The organism is Paenibacillus sp. J22R98 (assembly GCF_059383835.1).
In genome coordinates this window covers 110,749-137,169 of the sequence record NZ_JBXENW010000010.1, presented here as the reverse complement: position 1 = coordinate 137,169, position 26,421 = coordinate 110,749, and the positions used below count along the sequence as shown (strand labels likewise).

Genomic DNA, 26,421 nt, shown 5'->3' with positions numbered 1-26,421 from the left:
GCATCGTTAACTATTAAGGAGGCTAACTACATGAGTGAGACCGTACATGAAGTGGAGAATGGCGTTCATAATTATAGCAGTGAATCGGAGTGGGTCAAACCAACGGATCCGGTAACGTTGGAGCGTCTGGAATGGTTCCGGGATCAGAAGCTCGCTCTGATGATGCACTGGGGTCCGTATTCCCAGATTGGCATGGTAGAGTCGTGGACGCTTAGCGACGAAGACGGCGATTGGGCACGAAATGACGTCGATTGGACGAATGACTATGAAGAAATGAAACGCGAGTACTTCGCGTTGAATAAGACCTTTAATCCGATTCGCTTCGAACCGGAGAAATGGGCGGAAGTAGCTGCGGAAGGCGGCTTCAAATATTTGATCTTCACAACGAAGCATCACGATGGCTTCTGCATGTGGGATACGCATACGACGGACTATCGCATTACCGGCAAGGAAACGCCTTTCCATGCGCACCGCTACGCGGATATTTGCAAGCATGTATTCGATGCCTTCCGTGATAAAGGACTTGCGATCGCGACTTATTTCTCCAAAGCGGACTGGCATACGCCGTATTACTGGGCACCGGGAATGGAGAGAGGCCGTCATATGTGGCGCGGACCTTCTTACAATCCGGCGGAACACCCTTCCATGTGGGAGAAATTCGTACAGTTCACGCATGAGCAAATTATGGAGCTGATGACGCGCTACGGCCGCATCGACATTCTATGGCTGGATGCGGGCTGGGTGCGGGATGGCGGCAAGGTGAATCAAGATATTCGTCTGGGCGAAGTGGTGGAGCGTGCACGTCAGACTTCGCAGCCATGGCTGCTGTCGGCTGACCGTACAGTAGGCGGCGCGTATGAGAACTACGTCACACCGGAGCAAACGATCCCGGATCGTCCGCTGCATGTGCCGTGGGAGAGCTGCATCACAATCGGTACTTCGTTCTCGTTTGGCTTTGAGGACAAGTACAAGTCCGCACGCCAATTGGTTCATATCTTGATGGAGGTTGTAGCCAAAGGCGGCAACCTGGCACTGAATGTTGGACCTCAGCCGGATGGCAGATTGCCAAAAGGCGCGGTGAAGAGCATGAAGGACCTCGGCGCTTGGATGAAAGTGTTTGGCGAAGCAGTCTACGGCACGCGGATTAGCGCGCCATATTACACAGGCGATTGTGCGTTTACGCGCAAAGGCGACACGGTTTACTGCACCTACCTATATGCAAGCGAGGAAGCTCCGGTTTCCGGACAAATCCGTATTCCGTACACAGAAGCGATTACAGGTATTGAGCTCGTGAATACCGGAGAATCCGTCTTCTACACGCGGGATCAAGAAGGCATTACCGTTCATCTTCCCGAAAGCCAGCTGAGTGGGCCGGCTCCGATCGCACATGTTTTCCGCATGGCTACCAAGTAAATCGGGTGGTATTCGACCCCGTTAATTTGGCAATGAGCCATAAACTGGTGTAGAATAAAGAGTATTTTTTTAAAGCCTATGACACGGGAAACATAAGATAAAGGGGGATGGACATGAACAGCAATTGGTTCCGTAAATTACTTTTATCATATCTTCCCGTGTTTTTTGTTGTTGTCACGATATTATTTGTTGTATTCTTCCAAACCCTTAACGAGCAGAATCGCAAAGAAGCGATTAAGGCCAATGAGTTTCTTGCTCAGCAGGTTGTAAGGTTCACGGACAATTCGCTGAAGACGCTCGATTATCGTATTTTGCGAGACACGCTTTCGACGGCGGAGCTGAGGAAATTCTTTAATGCGAAGAGCGAAGACGTGTACATCAATATGCAAGCCAACACGCTCATGGATGATTGGAAGCTTAACTATTCGATCATCGATTCCGCCTATCTCATCCGGTTAAAGGATGATTTCGTTGTAGGTGACGGATCGGGCATTACTGCTGACTTTGTGGACAAGCCATTTATAGAGCCATACATAGAGCAGAAGCTGCCACCGGGCAAATGGACGGGAAAACGAAGCTACAAGCCCTATACAGCGGAGAAAGCAAAGGATGTCATTACGCTAGTGCAGGACTATCCGCATTTTACGACGGAGAAAAAAGGGTATATCGTCGTGAATGTCAGCTTGTCTAAACTGAAAGCCTCGGTTACGCCGATGTACAATCCGAATCTGACCTTTGTACGCATCAGCGACAAACTTGGCAGCACCCTGATGGAAGACAGCACGGCGAGCCAAGGAGACAGAAGCGTGCTTTCCCATTATGTTTCTCCTTATACAGGCTGGGAAGTCGAGAGCGGACCGGCTGATTCCGTTTTGTCGCGGCTTGCCCTCAATTTCTATAGCATTTGGGTCATCATTGCCATCGTTGCCGTTCTATTGGGCGTTATCTGGGTCGTTCACGTAACAAGACGCAATTATAAACCGATCAGTCAATTGGTTTCTTTGATACGTACAAGCGCATTAATCAAACCGGAGGAAGGCAAGACCGGTGACAATGAATTCGGGTTTATCCGCGGTGCGCTTGAGCATCTGATGGAGGAAACGACGAAAACGAGGGAACAGAATAAAGAAACGGTTATTTTGAAGAAGAAACATCGCTTTAACGAAGCCATCGAAGGGCGCGTGCCTATTCGAGAAACGGAATGGCAGGCGGATTTGCTTACGTATCATGTCAATCCGACAGGCTCGAAGGCGTTTGTGTTCGTGCTTGAAATTGACCGTTATCCGCAGTTTATCGAGACCTATCATCACCAGGATCAATCCATTCTCAAGTTTGTCATCTCCAGCGTGACACAGGAAATGTCTGCGCTTAGCGGGGCAAGCGTTTGGGCGGAGTGGATTGTAGACAGTAAGCTGGCCGCTATCGTGTGGGTGCCGGATGAAGCGGACGCGAATGCGCTCAGCGTGCAAATCGGCGAGCAAATCGTGGAATGGGTGCGGGGCAATTTGAGCTTCACGGTTACCATCGGTGCAGGGGCTATCGCTAGCAGTCTCGAAGGGATTCGGAGCTCGTATGAGCTCGCGGGCAATCTGCTGCAATATAAGGCGGTGCTAGGTACGGGAAGATTGCTTCAGCCTTCGGAGCTGGATGCGTCCAAGTTCCGTGTTCACGATTATTTTGGCACCATACACTCTCTATCTCAGGCGATCAGGCTAGCTGAGAGCGGATGGAAGAGGCATCTGGACGAGCTGTTTGATCAAATCCAAGATTCGATCTCATCGCGGAAGGAAATCGAGAGCTTCTTGCAGTTCCTTCACCAGCAGCTTAGTCGGGTTTTTGTAGAGCTGTCCAAGGATTATCGCAATGTGTGGAAAGATGCGGGCGCGGAGCTGGTTGAACTAGGGAGGAACTGGGAGACGGCAGTTGAATTGAAGCAGGGCTGCACGCAGATCTTCGAAGCCGCGACCGATCGCTTGCAAGCGCTCAAGGATTCCCAGCGAACGCGTGCTGTCATCGGCGACATTCGGGCTTATATCGAAGAGCATTATGCCAATCCCGAGCTCTCGCTTGACCATCTCAGCGACAAATTCAACCTTCATGCGAAGAATATCAGCAAGCTGTTCAAAGAAGAGTCCGGCGGGAATTTCGTAGACTTCTTAATCGGACTGCGAATGGATAAAGCCAAACAGCTGCTGCTCAGTACCGACATATCGTTACAGGAGATTAGCGTGCAGGTCGGCTACTTCAATTACAACTCGTTCAATCGTGCATTCAAGAACGTTGCGGGACTTTCACCGAGCGATTATCGCAAGCAGCAGAAATGATGGGCATTCTATAACCTTGGGTCATGCCGGCAGCACCGGCGGACGCCAAGGTTTTTTTGCGAGCAGCTACGCGATATTCGGCGGTTTGCGGGGGCGAAAAAGGGCAAGTGTAGAAAAATGAGGAGTACTCTTATTTCCCGGTGCTGAAATACCACCAAACGCACACGCTGCGAAAATAGTGGTATCGCGGAATCTTACGAATTGCCGGTGCTGTCCTCGGCGGGCTAGAATCGAGCTACCGAATACGACACTGAATAAAGGGGTAATGCGGATGGCGCAGACATGGAGCAAAATGAGGCGGAGTTGGGAGCTATACCTGCTTGTCCTTTTACCGGTACTTTATCTTATCATCTTCAAATATATACCGATGTTTGGAGTCATTATCGCGTTTAAAGACTTTAATGTCATTAAAGGGATCTTAGGCAGCCCGTGGGTCGGATTTAAACACTTCGATAATTTGTTCAGCTCGCCGAACTTCCCGATCCTCATTAAGAATACGCTTATCATCAGTTTCTACTCCCTCTTGGCAGGATTCCCGATTCCGATTCTGCTGGCGCTCGCACTTAACGAAATTCGGACAGGCTTCTTTAAACGGTCCGTTCAAATGATCACTTACGCGCCTCACTTTATTTCGACGGTTATCATGGTATCGATTATTATTCTGATGCTTTCCCCGCATGTTGGGGTAATTGACAGAGTCTTGTCCTTCTTAGGTTGGGAGTCCATTAACTTCATGGGTGAGCCCAAACTATTTAAATCTATTTATGTTTGGTCCGGCGTATGGCAGGAAATGGGTTATGCGTCCATTATCTATATCGCAGCACTGGCCAGCGTCGATCCTTCGCTCTATGAAGCGGCACGTATGGATGGCGCCTCACGATTCAAGAAAATCATTCATATCGATTTACCGTCCCTGCTCCCGATAACAATTACGCTGCTCATTCTGAGTCTGGGTAATGTCATGGCAGTCGGCTTTGAGAAAATCTTCTTGATGCAAAACTCGCTGAACTTAAGTACTTCCGAGGTTATCTCGACTTATGTGTATAAGGTCGGTTTGCTCGGAGCGAATTTCAGCTTCTCCTCTGCGGTTGGACTCTTCAACTCCGTCATTAACTTGATTCTGCTTGTTGGCGTGAACGCCGTTGCACGCAGAGTTTCACAAAACAGCTTGTGGTAGAAAGGCGGCCGTCTATGTTTATCAAACAAAAAATCAGAGAACCTTTCGGCGACCGTGTCTTGCTGATAAGTCTGTATCTCTTGCTTGCAGCGATTACGCTGACTGTGCTTTATCCGCTGCTTTATATTTTCAGCTCTTCCCTCAGCTCGCCGGATGCCGTCGTTTCAGGCAAAGTGTGGCTGTTCCCGGTCGACTTCTCCTTTAGAGCCTATAAGTCGATTTTCCAGAGCTCGCAGCTCATGACAGGTTATTATAACAGCTTTATTTATACGGTTTTCGGAACGTTGATTAACGTTACCTTTACCGTGCTCATGGCTTTCCCGCTGTCGCAGCGGACGATGCCCGGCCGCAAATACATCATGATCCTCATGATGGTGACGTTATTTTTTAGCGGCGGACTCATACCAACGTACTTGCTGGTAAAAAATTTACACATGCTGGATACGCGCTGGGCGCTATGGCTGCCGGGAGCGTTCTCCATTTTCCAAGTTATCATCGCCAGAACCTTCTTCCAATCTTCGATCCCGCAGGAGCTGCAGGAGGCTTCGCAAATGGATGGTTGCCGAGATATCCGATATCTGTGGAGCATCGTGTTGCCATTGTCCAAACCGGTCTTGGCCGTAATGACGCTGATGTACGCGGTAGGCCACTGGAATGCTTACTTTGATGCCCTGATCTACTTGAGATCGGAACATCTTTTCCCGCTGCAATATGTCCTTCGCAACATGCTGATTCTGAACGCAGCTGACCCGTCGATGCTGGCGAATACCGCTCAAAGTCTTCGCGATAAAGGCTTCGAGCAGGTGCTGAAATATGCGCTGATCGTCGTAGCCTGCGTACCTGTTCTCATCATGTATCCTTTCGTACAGAAGCATTTCGTCAAAGGGGTTATGGTTGGTTCCTTAAAGGGCTAACTTCAGCAATAGCGTGAACTAATTGTGGAGGTGGGGCGCGACAGCATCGATCTGACTTAAGCGTATTGGCAATCAGGGGGAACTGCTCGGAAACTCGGGCAGCTGCAACGAAACAATTCATTCTAGGAGGAGTTCGTTTTGAAAAAGTCCATCTGGGTATCACTCATGATCGTATTGATCAGCAGTATCGTTCTTTCCGCATGTGGCAGCAACAACAAAGAGAATGCCGGTGCAGGCAATGAAACAAAAGGTGACAATACAGCTACTGAATCGTCTGAGCCGATCAATATCGGATTTTTTGCGCCGCAGGGCAAAGCACCGCTTGAGGATAATGAGTACACGAAGCTCGTGGAAGAGAAATTCAACGTTAAAATCAAGTGGGATGTCGCTCCTACCGATGCACTTGTAGACCGTAGACAGCTGCTGCTTGCAAGCGGCGACTATCCGGAAGTGTTCCTGGAAGCGAAATTCACGACCGGCGACTTGATGACGTATGGCAAGCAAGGCGTGCTTATTCCGCTTAACGATCTCATTGACAAATATGCGCCGAATTTGAAGGCGATGATGGAGAAGAAGCCTTACTTGAAAGAAGCGATGACAGCACCGGACGGCAATATTTACGGGATTCCGCGTTTGAATGAATGCTACCACTGCGTACATGCACAGAAGTACTGGATGAACAAAGAATGGCTCGACAAGGTAGGGCTTGCTGTTCCTACAACAACGGACGAGCTGTATACCGTTCTGAAAGCTTTCAAAACAAAAGATCCGAACGGCAACGGCAAGGCCGATGAAATTCCATTGACAGGCGCTCCGAACAAATCGGTTTGGAACGGTAACATTGACTCCTATCTAATGAATTCATTTATTTATAACGATAACGATAAGTATTTAACGGTAACAGACGGTAAAGTGGATTTTGCAGCGAACAAGCCGGAGTGGAAAGAAGGCTTGGCTTACATGCACAAGCTGTACAGCGAAGGTCTGATCGACAAAGCATCCTTCACGCAGAATGATCAAGCCGTAGGTCAGCTCGGCCAACGCGAAGGCGATGAGATTGTTGGTTCCATTACGACGGCTCTTGTCAGCTACTTGGTTAAAGCGTATGAAGATACGGATGAGCGTCAGAAGCACTGGGTAATCGTACCGCCGGTAAAAGGTCCAAGCGGCGTTCAACTTGCAGGTACATCGCAAGGCATCAGCGAGTTCCCAATGGCGATTACGAACAAAGCGTCCGAAGCACAGCAAATCGCTGCGATCAAAATCATCGACTATGCGTATAGCGAAGAAGGCTCGTTGTTCAGCGAATATGGCGCTAAAGAAGGCATTGGCTGGAAGAAAGCAGAAGCTGGCGAACTTAATATTACGGGCCAACCTGCAAAGTACAGCTTCGAAGGACTTCAAAAAATAGACGAGAATGTAGTACGTAACGACAGCTGGTCGCTTCTTGGACCTAAAGACTTGTCCAAAGAATTCCGTGATCTGTTCGCGACAGCTCAAGACCCGCTGACTGCTGCAGGCTATGAGAAACGCCTTGCAGATGCAACGGCAGCCTACGATGCGTATTCACCGAAGGAAACGTATCCATCCGGTGCTTATGTGAAAGCAGAAGATACGGATACAATCGCTCAATTGGCGACTTCCATCAAGGATTACGTCAATTCGAACATGGCGCAATTCATCATCGGCGACAAGGATATTGAGAAAGATTGGGATGGCTACGTGAAAGGGTTCGACGGCTTGAACCTGCCGCAATACATCCAAATTTATCAATCCGCGATTGAAAAGAAATAAATTCAAAGATCAAGGAAGTATTCCTTCGGGCGTACTTCCTTGTGCTTGTCTTGGGGGAGAAAGGGAGGAAGGTATTATGCGTTACAAAGACGCTTCGCTTACAGTCTCTGAACGGGCAAGTGATTTGCTTGCATACATGACAGTCGAAGAGAAGATCGGTCAGATGACCCAGCCATTCGGGTGGAAAATGTATCAGAAGAGGGCTGATGGCACGATCGAGCTGGATGCTGGCTTTCGGGAGCAAATCAAGAAAGGCGGCATTGGCTCACTCTATGGCACGCTTCGTGCTGATCCATGGACGGAAGTAACGCTGGAGAACGGGCTTTCGCCGGAGGAAGGTGCTCGCGCTGTTAACGAGATTCAGCGTTATGCGATGGAACAGTCCAGACTCGGCATTCCGATTCTGTTCGGGGAAGAGTGCTCACACGGCCATATGGCAATTGGCGCGACCGTGTTTCCGGTGCCGCTTCTGATCGGAAGCGCATGGAATGTGGATTTGTACCGCGAGATGTGCCGCGCTGTAGCACTTGAAACGCGCAGCCAAGGCGGGGCGGCTACGTATTCGCCGGTGCTCGACGTCGTACGCGATCCGCGCTGGGGCAGAACCGAGGAGTGCTTCGGCGAAGACCCGTTCATGATCGGGGAGCTGGCGGTTGCCGCTGTACAGGGATTGCAAGGGGAACGGCTTGATGGGGAAGGCAGCTTGATCGCCACGCTGAAGCATTTTGTCGGCTACGGCGCATCCGAAGGAGGACGCAACGCAGGTCCTGCCCATATGGGCAAACGGGAGCTGCATGAAGTCGATCTGCTGCCGTTTCGCAAAGGTGTCGAAGCCGGCGCGAAGTCGATTATGCCGGCTTATAACGAGATCGACGGTGTACCTTGTACGTCGAATGCCGAACTGCTGGAGCACGTACTCCGCGAGGATTGGGGGTTTGACGGGTTCGTCATCACCGATTGCGGAGCGATCAACATGCTTGCGTGGGGACATGATGTTGCCAAGAATGGCGAAGAGGCTTCGGCAATCTCGCTTAAGGCAGGCATCGATATGGAAATGTCGGGAGCGATGTTCGGCGTTCATCTCCATAACGCGCTTCTTAACGGATTAATAGAGGAAGCGGATCTGGATGCGGCCGTTCTGCGGATTCTGAAGGCGAAGTTCGAGCTTGGATTGTTCGATCGGACTTACGTTGACCCGGCTGCAGCCGCACGGATTATTGGCTGCGCAGAGCATGCTGAGCTGGCGCGCGAGGTCGCTCGACAAGGCATCATCCTGCTGAAAAACGAAGGCGCGGCACTGCCGCTGTCTAAGGCGACAGGTGGCAAAATCGCCGTAATCGGTCCGAATGCCGATCACATCTACAACCAGCTTGGCGATTATACGTCACCGCAGCCGCGCGAGCAGATCGTTACGCTGCTTGATGGCATTAAAGCAGCGCTGGGCGAGGAAGCACAGGACCGTGTACGCTACGCGCCGGGCTGTAGAATTCAAGGCGATTCCAAGGAAGGCTTCGCATCTGCCCTGGCATGTGCAGAGCAAGCCGATGTCGTCATACTGGCGCTCGGCGGCTCCAGTGCGCGGGACTTTGGCGAAGGCACCATCGATCTGCGCACGGGTGCATCCGTTGTGTCGGAGCTTGCTTGGAGCGATATGGAATGCGGCGAAGGCATCGACCGTACCGGACTTCACTTGATGGGTGTGCAGCTTACGCTGGCGCAGGAAATTCATAAACTAGGCAAGAAACTCGTTGTCGTCTATATCAACGGCCGTCCGATTGTAGAGCCGTGGATCGACGAGCATGCCGATGCCATTCTGGAAGCCTGGTACCCCGGGCAAGAAGGCGGCGCGGCGCTAGCGGACATTCTGTTCGGCGACGTGAATCCGTCCGGCAGACTGACGATATCGGTGCCGAAGCATGTCGGCCAGCTGCCGGTATACTATAACGGCAAACGCAGCCGGGGCAAGCGGTATTTGGAGATGGATGCAAAGCCTCGTTACCCGTTTGGCTTCGGACTGAGCTACACGACTTTCGAATATAGCGAGCTTGCTGTATTCCCGGAGGTCATATCGCCGGATGGGAAAGCAGTCGTTACCGTGAAGGTGGCCAATACCGGCGAAGTTGCCGGCACTGAGGTTGTTCAGCTTTATATCTCCGATAAAGTAAGCTCGATTACTCGGCCGGGGAAGGAATTGAAAGGCTTCGAGCGCGTGGCGCTTGAGCCGGGAGAAAGCAAAACCGTCAGCTTCATCGTAGGCAAGGAGCATCTGCAGATGCTGGATGCGAACTTGAAGCCGTTTGTGGAAGCCGGCGAATTCCTGATGATGATCGGTAGAAACGCAGAAGACGTAATCAGCACATCTTTGCATGTGCATAGTGAGGTGTAAGGGATGTATCGCATTCATCGTTTTATTCGTAACTTGTCGGAGCGCCAATGGGCAGAAGCTTCGACCTTGCTGGATTGGGAGATGAGAAAGGTCCGCTATGGCTTGCCGGGCGAATATGAGACGCTTCCGGGCGGGGAGCCGACGATCCTGAAGGACACGCGCCTGGATGGGAAACATGGCATTACTTATTTTCTGAAGAAACAAATCTCGATTCCTTCGCATTGGAAGGAAGGGACGGCCGGCTTGACGATGAGTGGCGGCGGCGAAGGGCTGCTGCGCGTGAACGGCGCTTCTTACCAGGGGCTGGACCGCAATCATGACTTCGTTCCACTGTATCTGAAAGGCGCAGGCCGCGAGCCGCTGCTTGAGATCGAGCTGTTCGATCCCATCCCGGAGCCGGTTGATCCACTGAACAACCAAGCGCCGGTCGTTTCGCCGGTCACGAATTATGAAGTGAAGCTGGTTCGCGTCAATAAGGCTGCGCAGAGCTTGCTCTACAGCGTTCAAGCTGTCTACGAGACGATGCGCATGCTGCCGGAGCAGGACTACAGCCGCCAGCAAATGATGGACGCGCTTTATGCGACCATGAGAGAAGCAGAACAGTTACCGGAGGATAGCTGGCATAGCCCGGAGCTGGTTGCTGCCATTGAGCAGGGACTCCGTGATCAGATTGGTGAACGGCTCCCGGTAAATCGGGCGCAAGGTATGATGCATATGGTCGGTCAATCGCATATCGATATTGCTTGGCTGTGGCCGGTTCGGGAGACGGTTCGCAAAGCAAGCCGTACCTTCTCGACGATGACATCGCTGATGGAGGAATACCCGGAGTTCATCTACTCTCAAAGCCAGCCGCTCCTGTATGCGTTTGTGAAAGAGCATGATCCAGCCCTCTATGTGAAAATCAAACAAGCCGTAGCGGACGATCGGTGGGAGCTTGTCGGAGGCATGTGGGTCGAGCCGGATCTCAACATTCCAAGCGGGGAGTCGCTTGTTCGTCAAATGTTGTACGGACAGCTCTTCTATCGCGATGAGTTCAACAAGAGCTCGGCGATCGAATGGCTGCCGGATACGTTCGGCTACTGCGCATCCCTGCCCCAGCTGCTGAAGCTGGCAGGGGTCGATTATTTCATGACCACCAAGCTGAACTGGAACGATACGAATAAATTCCCGCATGAGCTGTTCCGCTGGGTTGGTATCGACGGGACTGCTATTGTCTCTTACTTGAACCATGGCATTAATGAGCATACAAGACCGAAGGATGTCGAAGAGCACTGGAGAGAGTATCGCCAGAAGGATAAGCTGAATGAACTGATGCTGCTGTACGGACATGGCGACGGAGGCGGCGGGGTAACGCGCGAAATGATAGAATTCGCAAAGCGCGGCTCGCTGATGCCGGGTCTACCGACAAGCAGCTTCAGCACGGCGGCTGCCTTCTTCGAATCCGTAGAGGAAGTCTCGCACACCTTGCCGGAGTGGCACGGAGACTTGTATCTGGAGCTGCATCGCGGCACGTTGACGACGCATGGCCGCAATAAGAGAAGCAATCGTAAAGCGGAGGTGCTGTACCGCGAAGCGGAGATTTGGAGCTCGCTGGCTCGTGCATATACGGGCGCAGGCGGTCATCCGGAAGCGCTTGCCGAAGGCTGGAAGCTGATGATGCTCAATCAGTTCCATGACATTATTCCGGGTACGGCGATTACGGAAACGTATGAAACGTCAGCTGCGGAATACGAGCGAATTTTTGCGCTCGGCAACCAAGGGCTCTCGCAAGCGATGCTTACCGTCGCCGGGGAGATTGGCGCGGTCGGCGAAGGAACGCCTTACGCCGTGTTCAACAGTCTTGGCTGGGAGCGCAATGAAACCCTGGTGCTGGAGGTTGGCGCACATCAAGTGGGCGTCCGCGCGTTTGATGATGAGGGCCTTCAACTGCCATGCGATCGGGTAGAGCTTGAATGCGGCAAGTTCCGGTTGTCGATTGCCGTCTCCGCTATCCCCGCTTTCGGTTATAAAACGATCTGGCTGCGGGAGTCTGCAGATGCTGGAGCGAAGCCGCGTCAGGTGAGCCAAGCTGGCGAGGCGGGTTCTCTGGACGAGTGGGAAACCGTTCATTACAAGCTGGCATTTAATGAACGCGGGGAGATCGTCCGTTGGCTCGACAAAGCGGCGAACCGCGAGCTGTTACCTAAGGGTGCAAAGGCGAATGAGCTGCAGTTCTTCCACGACAGACCGCTGTACTGGGATGCGTGGGATATCGATCCTAAATTCGAGCAGTTCAGAGCCGGCGAAGCAGAACTGATTTCGAAGAAGCTGGTGATTTCCGGCGAATCGCTGGATATCATTCGTTTCGAATGGCGCTTGGGTGAATCCCTTATTTCGCAGGATCTGATGCTGTACCATCACCAGAAGCGGGTGGATTTCAAGACGCGCGTACAGTGGAACGAGAGTCATAAATTGCTGAAGGTCGCATTCCCTGTGGATGTCTTAAGCACGAAGGCAACCTATGAAATTCCGTTTGGCGCCATGGAGCGTCCGACACATCGCAATACAAGCTGGGAGCAGGCGCAGTTCGAAGTCTGCGGACATCGTTGGGCGGATTTATCGGAAGGCGGCTACGGCGTCAGCCTCCTGAACGATTGCAAATACGGCTACGACGTGAAAGACGGCGTGCTGCGCCTGTCCTTGCTTCGCGCTCCGAAATGGCCGGATAACACCGCCGACCAAGGCGAGCACGAGTTTACGTATTCGTTGTTCCCGCATGAACAGGATTGGCGTCAGGCCGAGGTTGTGCGCAGGGCGGCGGAACTGAATCACCCTGCGATTGCCCTGCGTCTGCCGGAAGGCAACATGTCGGCGAACGCCTTGCCAGCATCGTTCTCAATGCTGCAATTAGACAGCCGCACGGTCTTGCTTGATACCGTCAAGCCGGCAGAACGCGGTGAAGGAACGATTCTCCGTTTCTACGAATCAACGGGAAGCCGTGATCAAGTGAAGATCCAGCTGCCGGCAGGTACGAAGCGGACGAGCATCGTCAATCTGCTTGAGGATGAAATGGAACCATGCAGCATCGGTGATGACGGCGTACTTACGTTGTCGTTTAAGCCTTACGAGATTCAAACGGTTCGCTTCATATAGAATAAAGAAAAGCTGCCTCAAAAGTGTTACTAATCACTTTTGGGGCAGCTTTTTTGTGCGAAGGGATATGTTCTTTGCTCTCCATTGCGCAGATCTCCGCAGGTTTTTCACGCTAACGAACCGTAGAGCTCTTATTGGAGACAAATCGGTTGGTTAAAATTCTAACGAACCACACAGGCGCTATTTCGCGTTGAGATGCCATTTATCGCTCTATTTCCCTTAATAACGTGCACACGATTCGTTAGATTTGAATAGCGTCTGTTTTCCTGCAAATAAGACCCTCATGGTTCGTTAGAATAAAATAACAGCCAGGCAGGGGCTATTAGCTATCCTGACCTCTGCGACAACAGAACAATGCTACCGTTTGCGAATTTCAAAAAACTCGCAGGCGTTACGGTCGTGGTAAGCGACATCGCTGACGCTGGATTGGCTGACGACGGTCGTGTCATCGAAGCGGATAATGATGCCGCCGGAATCGACGATGTGGTCGTCCTTGTAGACGCGAAGCTTATATTGGCGCTCCATCGCCTCGGTGAAATCGTCATCCGTCTGGAGACGGCGGTACAAGGCCATGAAAGGCCCTCCTTCCTTAGGCTCCTATACTAGCAGAGAGCACGCGTTCAAAGTGATATTCCATATCTCCGGCCATGGCGGCAGGCGTATCGCCCGTAACGCGGAAATCGTGGCTGTACAGCAGCTCGAAATCGCCGAAATCAACTTGCTTATAGAACTCGAAGCAAGGGAACCCGTCATGACTGCCCTTCACTTCGACTTCACCGCTTTCTTCATGAACGGTTACTTGGAGCTCATAATCTACTGCCGGAGCAGCCGGGCGCAGCGGATTGGCGGCAGTTGCTCTCATGATGAAGGAAACCGATGATGCGTCCCAAGTTTCATCCGAGACGGTCACGCCTTCGGCAGAGGCTTTGCCTTGCTTAAACTCCGAGATGCCGCCTGGCTTCGTCACTCGCAGCGTGGTAGAGCCTGTATTCGCATACGTGAACAGCTTGCGTTTCACGAAGTCGACGGCGACTTCTTGCTCCACGCGAGATCGCCCCGTGTTCACCGCATGAGGCGTGAATTCCCGTGCATCGCCTGCATATTCGTGGATCAGGCCGGTTTCGGGGTCGGTCATGGCAGGGAGCCACTGCATGCCGCCGATAAATACACTTCCTCTTATTTTCACAATCGCAGCCATTGTCGATTTCTCCTCGCTTTCGCCATTTGCTCCGCTTATTTTAGCATAGAAGTGACCCTAACCTTGCAGCTTGTCCGAAAAATTCACATAACTTCCAGCATTCCGGGATACAGTAACTTCTGTATGGTTCCAATATGCAGCAGGCAACATGCGAGAAGAAAGTGGTGAGCATCGAACATCATGTACAAACCAAACCGTCTTCGCCCACAAGCTTGGCTTTCTCTGTTGGCTTCGCTTGTCCTCATGCTATCCGTTGCAGGTACGGCGATGGCATCGGAAACGATTGGTGCGCCGGGAGGCCCCTATCATTTTGGGTTTAAGAAAAGCGTCGGCGGCATGCTGCCCTCGATTAGAGAAGAAGGCTTCCAGCCGATTCTGGAGCAGCATGGGGCGATCTTCCTTGGCGATACGAAACAAAGAGAGCTGTATCTGACCTTCGATAACGGCTATGAGAATGGCTTCACAAGCCGCATTCTGGATGTGTTGAAGGAGAAGGGCGTTCCGGCTATCTTCTTCGTAACCGGGCACTATGTGAAGGATAAGCCGGAGCTGGTGAAGCGCATGGTCGCGGAAGGTCATCTGGTCGGCAATCATTCCTGGAGCCACCCGGATATGAGCGTCATTCCGAGCAGCCAGATCCAAACGGAGCTCGCCAAAGTGAAGACGGCCGTGGCAGAGCTGACCGGACAGCAGGAGATGCAGTATCTTCGTCCGCCGCGGGGGATTTTCAATAGTCGAGTACTCGCCGTTAGCAAGGAGCAGGGGTACACGAGTGTATTCTGGTCGATCGCTTATCGCGACTGGGAGCCGACGGCGCAGCGAGGCTGGCGTTACGCCTACGATAACGTCATGAAGCAGCTTCATCCGGGAGCCGTCATTCTGCTGCACAGTGTGTCCAAAGACAACACGGAAGCCCTCCCACAAATCATCGACGCGGCAAGGCAGCAAGGCTACACCTTTAAGCCGCTCAATGAGCTGGAGACCAAGAGTTATTAGCCGTGAAAATAAAGCAAATGCGATGAGAGGTGCCGAGCCGGCGCCTCTCTTTTATTTTGTCGACAAACAGAGGATGTTATCGAATTATGTCGAATATTGGATGTGAATATAGTTGGAATCGACAGCAGGACGGTGAGCATAAATGATAAAAGATTTGGTTGTTAACGCAGCTTTCATGACCATGATCACCTTTTTCTCCAGCAGGCTGTTTGCAACGAATAGAACATATAGCAAGTGGAAAGAAATCCTCAAATTAGGCCTTGTACAAGGAATTCTTGGCTGTATTCTGGTGTACTACGGCGTCCGTTTGACCGATAGCATTGTTATCGATTTACGGTATGTGCCGGTCTTGATGGCGACTTACTTCGGAGGATTTTGGGCTGCGGCTATAGCGGGAGCTTTAGTTATTCTGTACCGGATGACGGTGTCGCCGTTAGGAATTGGCACCATCACTGCGTTCGTGACGATGCTCGTATATGTAGGCGGAGTTGGATTCATTATGCTGCGCGTCAAAAGCCTCTTTCGCCAGTGGATATATGCCACCCTGTTCAGCGAAATGGCTTTCCTAATTATCGGGACGCAGATGATTCACATTCCGGTGAAGATTCTGATGATTCTCAGCTTCGCCAACACATTAGGCTGTTACGCCATGATTTATTTCCGGTCTTATCTGATCCGCGCGAGCGAGCTGGAGCAGAAGAATCTTCGGGCAAGCGAGGAGCTGCATCGCCTGCTGCATCTCCAATCCGGGATGACGGCGAAGATTATCCGGGACAGCCGCGGCGATTACCGCTATTCCTTAATTGAAGGGCAGCTGCTGCACAAACAAGGCTGGAAGGATGTAGAGATAACGGGTAAACGGCTGAACGACTTGGAAGGACTGTCGCAGGAGCATTTTGAAATGGTGGCGGCCATTTACGATCGTGCATTCCGAGGTGAGGAAGTCAGGTACGAGTCCGGCTTCAATGGGTTTCGGACATTTAATATTGTGCAGCCGATCTATCAGGACGGACAAGTCGCGGAGATCATCCTCTCCAGCACCGATATTACCAATTGGAGGCAAGCGGAAGACGAGCTGCGCGAGAGCGAGGAGCGATACCGGACCATCGTAGAGAATTCCAACGATATCTTCATTGCGTTCAACGGGGACGGTACGATACTATCGGTTAACGCGAAACTGGCTCAGCTGCTGGATCTGGGTATGGATGGGATTGAGGGCAAGCGGCTCACGGATTTGGTGCGCATCGGCAAAGAGGAAGAGTGGGAACGGAATTTCCTTGAAGGGGTAGAAACGAAGGAGATGCGGCGGTTTGAGGTGGAGCTGTATTTCGACGATCGATCCCCGCGAAGCTTCTCCGTCACGATTCTGCCTATGACCGTGAAAGGGAAGACGAGGATTGAGGTCACCTTCCATGATCTAACCGATTGGAAGCTCAAACGCGAGGCCGATGGGGCTAACAAAGCGAAGAGCCAATTCCTGGCTCAGATGAGCCATGAGATTCGGACGCCGATCAATGCCATTCTGGGCCTTAATTATTTGCTGCAGAAAACAGAGCTCTCGGACAGACAGAAGGACTATGTGAACAAATCGATCCTATCGACAAGAAGCTTGCTTAATATTATCGACGACATTTTGGATTTCTCCAAGATCGAAGCGAACAAGATTGTGCTGGAGCAGATTGCTTTTGACTTATATGAGGTAATTCATGATCTCTCTAATATTGTGGCTGTAAAAGCGTACGAGAAGGAGCTAAAGCTGCATTTCGCGATTGATCACCGCGTACCGCAAATGCTGAGCGGCGATCCGCTGCGCTTGAAGCAGATCCTCCTTAACCTCGTTAATAATGCCGTTAAATTTACGCATCAAGGAGAAATTGCGATCGCCATCGATTTCGTGGGACGCAGTGAGCATGGCGTTACGCTGCATTTTGCAGTAAGAGATACAGGCATCGGCATCAGCGCTGAGCAGCGGCAGAAGCTGTTCCATAACTTTACGCAGGCAGACATGTCGACAACGCGGCAGTACGGCGGGACGGGACTTGGACTTGTGATCAGTCAGAAATTCGTCGAGCTGATGAACGGGAAGCTTGAGGTTGAAAGCACGCCGGGCGTAGGCAGCTGTTTCTCCTTCATGGCCGAGTTCAGGAGTACGGATGCTCCGGTTATGCGGCAGGGGCTGGAGCTCGATATGAAGTTTCTGCGCGTGCTGCTCATATGCGATAATCCGGAGATGCAGCAGGTGCTGCGTAACCAGCTGGAGCAATTTAAGTTTATTGTCAGCTTGGCTGCATCGGAGCAGGAAGCGATCTATAACATCTCCATGCATAACCGTTATGACTTGATTATGGTGGATTGGAAGCTGCAGGCCGGGGATGCGGTGCAGCTTGCGGAACGGATCAAACGAGATTTGCCGGACAAATCGCAGGCTATTGTGCTTACGAGCGCCTATCACGAGATGGAGCTGCAAAGAGGCGTACCGTCACCGGCAATCGAGAAGGTGTTCTTCTATCCGATCAGCCAGTCGCATCTGTTCGATGAAGTGATTTCGCTGATTAAGCCGCAAGCCGGTGTGAAGCTGCTCGAGACGGAAAATGTTGAGTTTGCCGAGAAGTATGCGCTGCTACGTGGTGCTTCCGTGCTGCTTGTGGAGGATAATGCGATCAATCAGCTTGTAGCGATGGAGCTGCTTAAGGGAATGGGAATGCTCATCGATGTCGTCGATAACGGCGAGGAAGCGGTGAACAGCGTGCGCGGCAAGCGATACGATGTTATTCTGATGGATTTGCAGATGCCGATTATGGACGGCTATGAGTCGACAAGGCTCATCCGCCAGATCGAGCATGCGAAGCAGACACCGATTATAGCGATGACGGCCGATGCGATGAAAGGCGTGCAGGAAGAGGTACTTGAAGCGGGGATGGACTATTATTTGACCAAGCCGTTTGATCCGGCTTTGATTTACACGGTGCTGCTGCAATCTTTGCAGAAAATAGCCTAGTCTGGCGGGAGAATTGGGAATAATTCACCACTAAAGATGAGCGGCTGATGATATACTTTGTTGTATAGTTGGTCATTTTACTGAGCGAGGTGAGTAAGGAATGTGTATAGCAAAGCAAGTAGACACTTCCCGCTTAGAGCAGCCCTACTCGGAGCAGCAGCTTGGCCTAACGGAGCTTACGCCTTCCTACCGGGTTGACCTAAGACCGCACAAAGATAAGGCGTACGAGCGCTTTATCCGGGTGAATACGGTGAAGGATTGGTCGCAGCTGACCTGGGAGCGGGTAGGCAAGCCGTACGAGGTGCGGACGATGTCGGAAACCCGTAAGCAGTGGGAGCAGGAGCATGAGAAAGCGATGGATGCGAAGACATCGTGGACGTATTTTAACAAAGCCTTTCATGAGTGGTTCGATAAGGACATTCCCAAGGAAATCGGCAGCGAGCAGTCTGCGTTTCTCAAGAGTCTCGCCACGTTCAAGCCTTCGGAAATCAGTGCGGCCTTGGGCGATGTAGCCCGCATTCATTTTTGGAATTATGTGCACCGCATTCAAGATGGCGTCTGGGACCCGCGCGGTAAACGATCTTTGTTTGAAGGACTGAATGTCACACGTCCGCGCATTCTGTTTCTCGGAGCGGCGGAGGGATATGAAGCGATGCAGCTGGCGGCGCTCTATCCGGGAGCCGAGGTTGTGCTGGTCGACTATGACGCGTATTGCAAAACCGTTCGACACGGCGAGTTTCCCGATTCGTATCCGTTTCTGGGCTCAAGCTCATCTACCGGCGGAGCAAAGGTCTATTATAAGACTGATTTCAATATCGAATACGTGGTCGATGATATTCGCAATCTATCGTTTGGCAAGACGTTTGATATTGTGCTTTCGGTCGGCTTGCTGGAGCATTTCCCGGATTCCTACAAACCGGAGGTTGTCGATTGGCACCGCAGATTCCTAAAGGACGGCGGCTATGCGATCTTCACAACACCGCGCAACCAGTGGAAAAGCAGGCTGTTCTACGTCATTATGGCCGATATTATGAATCACACGTATCGCGAGCTGATGACGGTGGAGCAGATGGGTTTATATATTTACGAGAATGGCTTCGACATTATCCGCCATGGCTACATCAAGGCGCACAATGCGGTCATTGCACAGGCACGCTAAGGCGTCTGCTTCTTTGTTACGAAATCGTGTAAGCACTTACAATCGGGAGCCGGCCTCGTCCGGCTGACCGGGAGAGCAGGGATATCATGGCTTCCTTTGAACAACTGTTGAAACGGCAGCAGGCTTGGTTTCAGACGGGCGCAAGCCGAAGTTATGCGTTTCGCATGGCGCAGCTGCAGAAATTGAAACAAGCCGTCGTGCAGCGTGAGGCTGCGATTATCGCAGCGCTCCACACGGATCTAAATAAGAGCGAGCATGAAGCGTACACGCTGGAGATTGGCCCCTTCTACACCGAGATCAACTTCGCGATGAAACATCTGAAGAAATGGATGAAGCCGAAGAGGGTCAAGACGCCGTCTACGCATCTGGGCAGCAAAGGTTATGTAATGCCGGAGCCGCTTGGTGCATCGCTCATCATCGCCCCCTGGAATTATCCCTTCAATCTCACGTTGGTTCCTCTTATAGGCGCAATCGCCGCAGGCAACACCGCTGTATTGAAGCCATCGGAGCTGTCGCAGTCGATGACATCGTTAATTGCGTCTATAATCGCCGATAGTTTCCAGCCTGATTATATTGCTGTCGTTGAAGGCGGAGTAGAAGCGAGCCGCGAATTGCTGGCGCTGCCTTTCGATCATATTTTCTTCACCGGCGGCGTAGAAGTCGGCAAGTCGGTGATGGCCGCAGCCGCGAAGCATCTGACTCCTGTTACCTTGGAGCTCGGAGGCAAGTCGCCGTGCATTGTGCATCATGACGCATCTATTGCTCTTGCGGCAAGGCGGATTGCATTCGGGAAGTTCCTTAATAGCGGGCAGACCTGCCTCGCACCTGACTATTTGCTTGTGCATCACAGCGTGAAGGATGAGCTGCTTGCCGCAATTCATCAATCCGTGACTGCATTCTATGGCGAGGCTCCTTTGGAGCATCCGGACTATGGCGCGATCGTCACTCGCCGCCACTATGATCGGCTTCGCGCGTTTATTGCGGATGGCACGGCTGCCATCGGCGGAGGGACGGATGACGTGAAGCTGCGCATCGCGCCGACGGTGCTCGAGGATGTTGCCTGGGATTCCCCGATCATGCAGGAAGAAATCTTCGGACCGATCCTGCCTGTGTTCACGTATGATAACCCGCGCGAGGTGGTAGCGATCGTGAATGCGCGGCCCAAACCGCTGGCGCTGTATGTTTTCAGCAAGGATCAAGCGGTGCAGCAGCTGTTTACTAGCAATATCTCCTTCGGCGGGGGCTGCATCAACGATACGCTGCTGCATATCGGAACACCGTATTTGCCATTTGGCGGGGTAGGCCACAGCGGAACAGGCAGCTATCACGGCGAGCAAAGCTTCCGGACGTTCTCTCATATGAAGAGTGTGCTGAAGCAGACAACATGGTTTGATTTCCCTTTCCGTTACCCGTCTGCCAAGAATGGGCTCAAGTTTATTCGCATGCTAATGAAGCCTTAGGCGAAAGAGGATGTGCAGCCGCGACTATGAAGGATACCTATTCGTATTACAAAACGGTTCTTGAAGGCGTTCCAATGCCGTATGCATTCGTAGATTTGGATATGCTGGATCGCAACATCGCGGCTATTGCGCAGGCTGCGGGAAGCAAGAAGGTGCGGATCGCGAGCAAATCGATCCGCTGCCCGGAGGTGATGCGGCGGATTCTGGCCGGCAGTCCGGTCTATCAAGGGATCATGTGCTACACCGCCGATGAAGCAGCGATGCTCGTGCGCGAGGGCTTCGATGATCTGCTGCTAGGTTACCCGCAGTGGCAGCCGGATCGAATTGCTGAGCTGGTGAAGGCAATCGGGGAGGGACGCTCGATTACGTTTATGGTCGACAGTGCCGAGCATGTGCAGCAGATGGAGCGGATTGCCGCAGAACAAGGAGTCGTCGTCCCGTTATGTCTGGATATCGATATGTCGGCGGATTATCCGGGATTGCACTTTGGCGTCTGGCGGTCCCCGTTATCGAGCTGGGAACAAGTGCGTCCTGTTGCGGAGCTCGTTCTCTCCTCTGCGTGGCTTAAGCTGGACGGCATTATGGGCTATGAGGCGCAAATTGCCGGTCTTGGCGATAATTTGCCCGGCAAACGGCTGAAGAACAGCGTGATCCGCTGGCTGAAGAAACGCTCGATCGCCGAAGTAGCAAAGCGGCGACGCGAAGTCGTGGAGGGCCTCGAAGCGAGGGGGGCGAAGCTCCGGTTCGTGAATGCCGGCGGCACCGGCAGCATGGACAGCTCGCGGCTGGAAGCATGCGTGACCGAGATCACGGCAGGCTCAGGGTTCTATGCGCCGGGCTTGTTTGACGGGTATGCGGGGTTTCGCTACGAGCCTGCGGCGGGCTATGCGGTGGAGGTTGTGCGCCGTCCAAGGCCGGATATTATCACCTGTATGGGGGGCGGTTACACAGCCTCCGGGGCAGTTGGCATTGAGAAGCAGGCGCAGGTGTATTTGCCGGAGGGACTGGAGTTGTTTCCTCTTGAGGGGGCAGGCGAAGTGCAAACGCCCCTGCGCGTTCTAAAGAACGGGATTGCGCCTGCGATTGGCGACCCGGTCTACTTCCGTCATGCCAAAGCAGGCGAGCTGTGCGAGCGGTTCTTGCACATGGTTGCCGTGTCGAATGGGCAAATCGTCGGCGAATATGCAACCTATCGCGGAATGGGGGCTTGTTTTCTATGAATGGACATGCGGCGATGCGCGTAGCGTGGTCGAATTGGTCAGGCTCCGTACAGGCCACACCGAGTGTGATTCTGTATCCCGAATCGATAGAGGCGGTCGCCGATATCGTGCGATCGTGCAGGCGCGAGGGGAGGAAGCTCCGGGTTGTCGGAACGGGGCATTCGTTTACGCCAATTGCAGCTTCCGGCGATGTGCTTGTTTCACTAGACCGGATGCAAGGTTTGGTTGAGGTCGACTCCGAAGCTGAGACGGCAACGGTCTGGGCCGGTACGAAGCTGAAATTGCTTGGCGATCTGCTGTTTAAGCAGGGTCTGGCACAGGAGAACCTTGGCGACATTGACGTCCAATCCATTGCAGGTGCAATAAGCACAGGCACGCATGGTACGGGCCGGGCATTCGGCAACATAGCGACGCAGGTTATTGGGCTGACGCTTGTAACCGGGAGCGGCGAGGTCGTCGAATGCTCGATGGAGTCCCATCCGGAGACGTTTCGAGGGATGCAGGTCTCGCTAGGTGCACTTGGCATACTGGTGCAGGTGAAGCTGAGACTTCGTTCGGCATTCAAAATGCGCTACGAGAGCAAGCGGGCGAAGCTGACGGAAAGCTTAACGCAGCTGTCAACGCTTGCTGATTCGCACCGTCATTTCGAGATGTACTGGTTCCCCTATGCGGAGTCGTGTCAGCTCAAAATCATGAATGAAACGTCCGAGCCTGTCACACCGCGGCGGGTAGGCGATTATATCAGCGATGTGGTGCTTGAGAACGGCGCATTCGGTCTGCTCTCGGGACTGTGCCGCCGGATTCCGAAGCTGTGCAGATCCGTGAGCCGATTCTCTGCGGCGCAGTTCCCTCTGTTCAGTAAGGTGTCGTATAGCCATCGTCTGTTCGCGACGCAGCGTCTCGTGCGTTTCAACGAAATGGAATACAACTTGCCTGCGGAGGCTATGCCGGCAGTCATCGAAGAGATGCGTGCGGTTATGGAGCAGGAGCGGTTCGCGGTTCATTTTCCGATTGAATGCCGGTATGCCAAAGGGGATGAGATCTGGCTGAGTCCTGCTTATGGCCGGGATTCTGCCTATATTGCCGTACATATGTATAAAGGGATGCCGTATGGGACTTATTTTGCGGCTATGGAGAAGATCTTCCTGCGTCACGGAGGACGGCCGCACTGGGGCAAAATGCATTCCCTTCGCGCGTCGCAGCTGCAGGAGCTCTATCCGATGTGGGACGCATTCGTCCGTCTGCGGGAACAGTACGATCCGGATGGCGTGCTGCTGAATCCTTATCTGGAGAAACTGTTTGGCGTTCCGGAGCTGTCGTTATGACGGGGGGCACGCGCTGGTCCGTTATCGCTGCTTATGCGGGGTTAGTGGCTGTCACTCAGCTGCTGTGGGTGACTTTTACGCCCATTACAACAGATGCCTCCGAATACTGGGGGGTATCTGTAGATGCCGTTGGGTGGCTGTCACTGGTCTTTCCGCTTGTCTATGTTCTGTTATCTATACCATTTGGCCTCGCATCGGATCGCAGCTTCCGCGGTGCACTTGCTTGGGGTGCCGGACTTACCGTAGCCGGTGCGCTAATCCGGGTCGTACCCGGTTATGAATATGCGCTTGCCGGGCAGTTCGTCATCGCCGTAGGCCAGCCTCTGGTGCTCAATGCGGTAAACAAAATGGCGGTGCTTTTTGCGGCACCGCCCAAACGTCCAATTGCCATTGCGGCCGGCACAGCCAGCTTATTTGTAGGCATTATGATTTCCAATGTGACGGTGCCTTTTCTGCTGGGATGGGGCGGAATGCCTGCCGTCCTGTGGACGCAGGCGATGATTAGTGCAGTCGCTTGCTTGGCGCTGCTGATGACGCTTCGCAAGCCTCCCTTGTATGAAGGGGCGACGGATACAGAGCCGGCTCCTGCGCTTCGTACCTTGAAGGCGCTGTGGTCGCAGCGGTGGGTTCGGTTGTTTAGCTTGCTCCTATTCGCAGGCTTCGGCATTTTCATTACGCTGGCGACATGGCTCGAAGTGTTGGCGGATGCAATCGGTTACAACTCGGTGCAGGTCGGAACAGGCCTTGGACTCATGACGGCGGCTGGTATTATCGGGGCGGCGGTGCTGCCGGACTTCGCAATGCGCGGGAATCGTGCACGAAACGTGCTTGTGCTGTCACTCGCGGTCAGCGCGATACTGCTTGTGTTCCTTGCGACAGGGATGCCGACTTGGCTGTTTATGTCGCTGCTGGCATTAGCCGGTCTACTGCTGCTGGCGGACTTGCCTATTGTGCTTTCGTTTGCCGAGGCCAAAGCGGAGCCGCGCACTGCAGGCGCAATAACGGGGCTGCTGCTCTTGTTCGGCAATATGGGCGGCATCGTATTATCTCTGCTCGTGCAGCTGCTGCTCGATGAACGCGTTCTGGCAATCGGCGCTCTAGCGGTCGTAACGGTCATCCTTGTCCCCTTTGCCCTTCAATTTCCGGGGAAATCAAAACCAAACAAATAATGAGCGAAACAAGCCGCGTTTACGCGCAGGCGATGGGACAGAGACCGGCACTTCTATAGCTGCTGCGGTTTCGGCGGCGTATGGAGGTATGCTCAAGGGCGGAATTGGCTGCTTGGCATATTCGATTGCTGCGCTCAGATGATCAATCATCTTGCGCAGCTCCTCCAGCTCGGAGCGATGCTGCAAAATTTGCGCAGCGACGACCTCGTCGGCCTTCTGTTCAAGCCTGCGCTCGACCTGAGCCAAGCGGCAGTGAAGCTCGGAGTCCTGCGCTTCTGATGCGGCAGCCACTTGCTCGTTGTAGCCGTGGGGAAGGGACTGCTGACCGGAATCGTCGGTCTGTACTTCTGAACCCAATAGGCTTAGGCGTTCCGGCTTCTGCTCGGGTTCCGGCAACACGATCATATCCATCGTTTCTCCGCGTTCAAGCGATTCTTTGATATAAGCGAGCATCGACAGGTCACCGGGCGAGAAGACATAATGGCCGAATCGATCCTTTTGAAAATAATGAGGGAAGTGGGAAGCCCAGCGTTTGACCGTGGTTTGACTGACGTTCAACGACTCAGCTGCGTCCTTGCTTTTGACAAGTTCCATTCCTATCACTCCGTTCGGGTGGAATGCATAGGTAATTCGCGCTCTCGCAACCACTCCCTGCAAGGGCGACAAAGGAAGTGCTCATTCGCTAAACAAAGTGGTTTTACGCGTCATCTCGCGCATCCGCGGCAGGTGCTGTTCGTCAAGTTTCCCGTTGATTTCGGCACTCTCGCTCCTCCGGCCAACCACTACTCCAGCACAAAAAAGCCGAGAGTCCCACCCCCCGGCTCCCAGCTTTCTAACCCGCCTTTTACCCAACCCTCTTACCCAATCCTCTTAACCAGCCGCCTATTTCCCGACGCTGCTCCCAAAGCTGCTCACATCGATAAACGGTGTCGCTCCGCCGGTCACGCTCGGCAGTTTGCCATCCCATTTGTCCACGGCCATCTCTTGCACTTCAATTTGCTTAAGTTGAATCAGCTCCGGCGTCACCTCTTGTTTCTTCAGCTTCAGCGACTCCGCTTCCGCCTGGGCTTGCGCGATCTTTTGCTTCGCCTCGATCTGCACCCGTTTGAGATCATTCTCAGCCTTCAACGCCTGCTGCTGCGCGACCTGCTTCGCCTCAATGGACTGGTTGAACGCATCGGAGAACTTGAAATTGACGATATTAATGTCATTCACGATTAGATTGTACTTGGCCAGCCGCGTTGTGAGATGCTCGCGAATTTCACCTGCGACGACATCGCGTTTCGCGATTAAGTCTTCCGCCGGGTAGCGGGCCGTCACTTCTTTGACAATTTCCTGAATAGCCGGATTCACGATTACATTGTCGAACGAGCCGCCGACGTTGTTCATCAGCTTATACGCGGCCGTTTTGTCAACGGAATAGTTGACTGCCACGTGGGTCGAGACAGGCTGCAGATCCATGGAGGACGCGCTCGTATCCGTCTCGGCTTTGGTCACCTGCACATTCACCTGGATGATACTCTGCACGAATGGGATTTTCATATGAATGCCGGGCGCCAGTATGTTATCATTCAATTTGCCGAACGTTTTGTACAAGCCGACATTGCCGTACTGGACAGTCTGAAACCCGTTAAAGGCGACGATGACGCCGACCACGATCAGCAGGGCGTACAGAATATAAGGCTTGAAATTAACCTTCTTCACATTCGGTTCCACAACATGCATAATGGCAACCCCTCCTAGTAAATAGGTATGC

At 52.8% G+C, this 26,421-nt stretch carries 18 protein-coding genes; 14 read left to right on the top strand and 4 right to left on the bottom strand.

What is annotated here, in order from left to right; translation table 11 throughout:
- The first annotated feature begins 30 nt into the window (after window positions 1-30).
- The 7 genes from AC50Y3_RS24585 (at window position 31) to AC50Y3_RS24555 (ending at window position 13,140) form a co-directional block, all read left to right on the top strand.
- Window positions 31-1,413 (top strand): alpha-L-fucosidase, encoded by a 1,383-nt coding sequence (locus AC50Y3_RS24585; protein WP_494821363.1) that lies wholly within the window; start codon window positions 31-33, stop codon window positions 1,411-1,413.
- A 113-nt stretch (window positions 1,414-1,526) separates the two neighbouring features.
- Window positions 1,527-3,737, top strand: coding sequence for a helix-turn-helix domain-containing protein (locus AC50Y3_RS24580; RefSeq protein ID WP_494821362.1), 2,211 nt, complete (start codon window positions 1,527-1,529; stop codon window positions 3,735-3,737).
- Window positions 3,738-4,008: 271 nt separating this feature from the next.
- On the top strand, window positions 4,009-4,914 hold the full coding sequence (locus AC50Y3_RS24575) for an ABC transporter permease (RefSeq protein ID WP_494821361.1): 906 nt from the start codon (window positions 4,009-4,011) through the stop codon (window positions 4,912-4,914).
- 14 nt (window positions 4,915-4,928) lie between these two features.
- Window positions 4,929-5,828 (top strand): carbohydrate ABC transporter permease, encoded by a 900-nt coding sequence (locus AC50Y3_RS24570; protein WP_494821360.1) that lies wholly within the window; start codon window positions 4,929-4,931, stop codon window positions 5,826-5,828.
- A 138-nt stretch (window positions 5,829-5,966) separates the two neighbouring features.
- Complete coding sequence (locus AC50Y3_RS24565) at window positions 5,967-7,622, top strand: type 2 periplasmic-binding domain-containing protein (protein WP_494821359.1); 1,656 nt, start codon at window positions 5,967-5,969, stop codon at window positions 7,620-7,622.
- Between the two features lie 76 nt (window positions 7,623-7,698).
- On the top strand, window positions 7,699-10,008 hold the full coding sequence (locus tag AC50Y3_RS24560) for a glycoside hydrolase family 3 N-terminal domain-containing protein (RefSeq protein WP_494821358.1): 2,310 nt from the start codon (window positions 7,699-7,701) through the stop codon (window positions 10,006-10,008).
- A 3-nt stretch (window positions 10,009-10,011) separates the two neighbouring features.
- Window positions 10,012-13,140: an alpha-mannosidase gene (locus tag AC50Y3_RS24555; RefSeq protein WP_494821357.1), complete on the top strand. Its 3,129-nt coding sequence runs from the start codon at window positions 10,012-10,014 to the stop codon at window positions 13,138-13,140.
- Between the two features lie 357 nt (window positions 13,141-13,497).
- On the opposite strand, the gene AC50Y3_RS24550 is transcribed toward AC50Y3_RS24555, so the two are convergent.
- A complete protein-coding gene (locus AC50Y3_RS24550) occupies window positions 13,498-13,713 on the bottom strand; it encodes a hypothetical protein (RefSeq protein WP_494821356.1) in 216 nt (71 codons plus the stop codon).
- 16 nt (window positions 13,714-13,729) lie between these two features.
- On the bottom strand, window positions 13,730-14,338 hold the full coding sequence (locus tag AC50Y3_RS24545) for a DUF3238 domain-containing protein (protein WP_494821355.1): 609 nt from the start codon (window positions 14,336-14,338) through the stop codon (window positions 13,730-13,732).
- Window positions 14,339-14,518: 180 nt separating this feature from the next.
- On the opposite strand from AC50Y3_RS24545, the gene pdaA reads away from it, so the two are divergent.
- The 7 genes from pdaA to AC50Y3_RS24510 all read left to right on the top strand — a co-directional run bounded on the left by pdaA (window position 14,519) and on the right by AC50Y3_RS24510 (window position 24,665).
- The gene (pdaA, locus tag AC50Y3_RS24540; protein ID WP_494821354.1) at window positions 14,519-15,334 is read left to right on the top strand and encodes a delta-lactam-biosynthetic de-N-acetylase; all 816 of its coding nucleotides are present in this window, start codon (window positions 14,519-14,521) and stop codon (window positions 15,332-15,334) included.
- 142 nt (window positions 15,335-15,476) lie between these two features.
- Entirely contained in the window at window positions 15,477-18,332 is a 2,856-nt protein-coding gene (locus AC50Y3_RS24535) for a response regulator (protein ID WP_494821353.1), read from the top strand.
- A gap of 100 nt (window positions 18,333-18,432) precedes the next feature.
- Entirely contained in the window at window positions 18,433-19,491 is a 1,059-nt protein-coding gene (locus tag AC50Y3_RS24530) for a class I SAM-dependent methyltransferase (RefSeq protein WP_494821352.1), read from the top strand.
- A gap of 86 nt (window positions 19,492-19,577) precedes the next feature.
- On the top strand, window positions 19,578-20,951 hold the full coding sequence (locus tag AC50Y3_RS24525) for an aldehyde dehydrogenase (RefSeq protein WP_494821351.1): 1,374 nt from the start codon (window positions 19,578-19,580) through the stop codon (window positions 20,949-20,951).
- Between the two features lie 26 nt (window positions 20,952-20,977).
- Complete coding sequence (locus AC50Y3_RS24520; protein WP_494821350.1) at window positions 20,978-22,171, top strand: amino acid deaminase/aldolase; 1,194 nt, start codon at window positions 20,978-20,980, stop codon at window positions 22,169-22,171.
- Window positions 22,168-23,496 (top strand): D-arabinono-1,4-lactone oxidase, encoded by a 1,329-nt coding sequence (locus AC50Y3_RS24515; RefSeq protein WP_494821349.1) that lies wholly within the window; start codon window positions 22,168-22,170, stop codon window positions 23,494-23,496. The genes AC50Y3_RS24520 and AC50Y3_RS24515 overlap by 4 nt, the downstream gene beginning before the upstream one ends.
- Window positions 23,493-24,665 (top strand): MFS transporter, encoded by a 1,173-nt coding sequence (locus AC50Y3_RS24510; protein ID WP_494821348.1) that lies wholly within the window; start codon window positions 23,493-23,495, stop codon window positions 24,663-24,665. Before AC50Y3_RS24515 ends, AC50Y3_RS24510 begins: the two co-directional genes overlap by 4 nt.
- Here the strand turns inward: AC50Y3_RS24510 and AC50Y3_RS24505 are convergent.
- Both AC50Y3_RS24505 and AC50Y3_RS24500 read right to left on the bottom strand, forming a co-directional pair.
- Complete coding sequence (locus AC50Y3_RS24505) at window positions 24,648-25,259, bottom strand: MerR family transcriptional regulator (protein ID WP_494821347.1); 612 nt, start codon at window positions 25,257-25,259, stop codon at window positions 24,648-24,650. The genes AC50Y3_RS24510 and AC50Y3_RS24505 overlap by 18 nt on opposite strands.
- Window positions 25,260-25,547: 288 nt before the next feature.
- Complete coding sequence (locus AC50Y3_RS24500) at window positions 25,548-26,390, bottom strand: prohibitin family protein (RefSeq protein ID WP_494821346.1); 843 nt, start codon at window positions 26,388-26,390, stop codon at window positions 25,548-25,550.
- Between the last annotated feature and the right edge of the window lie 31 nt (window positions 26,391-26,421).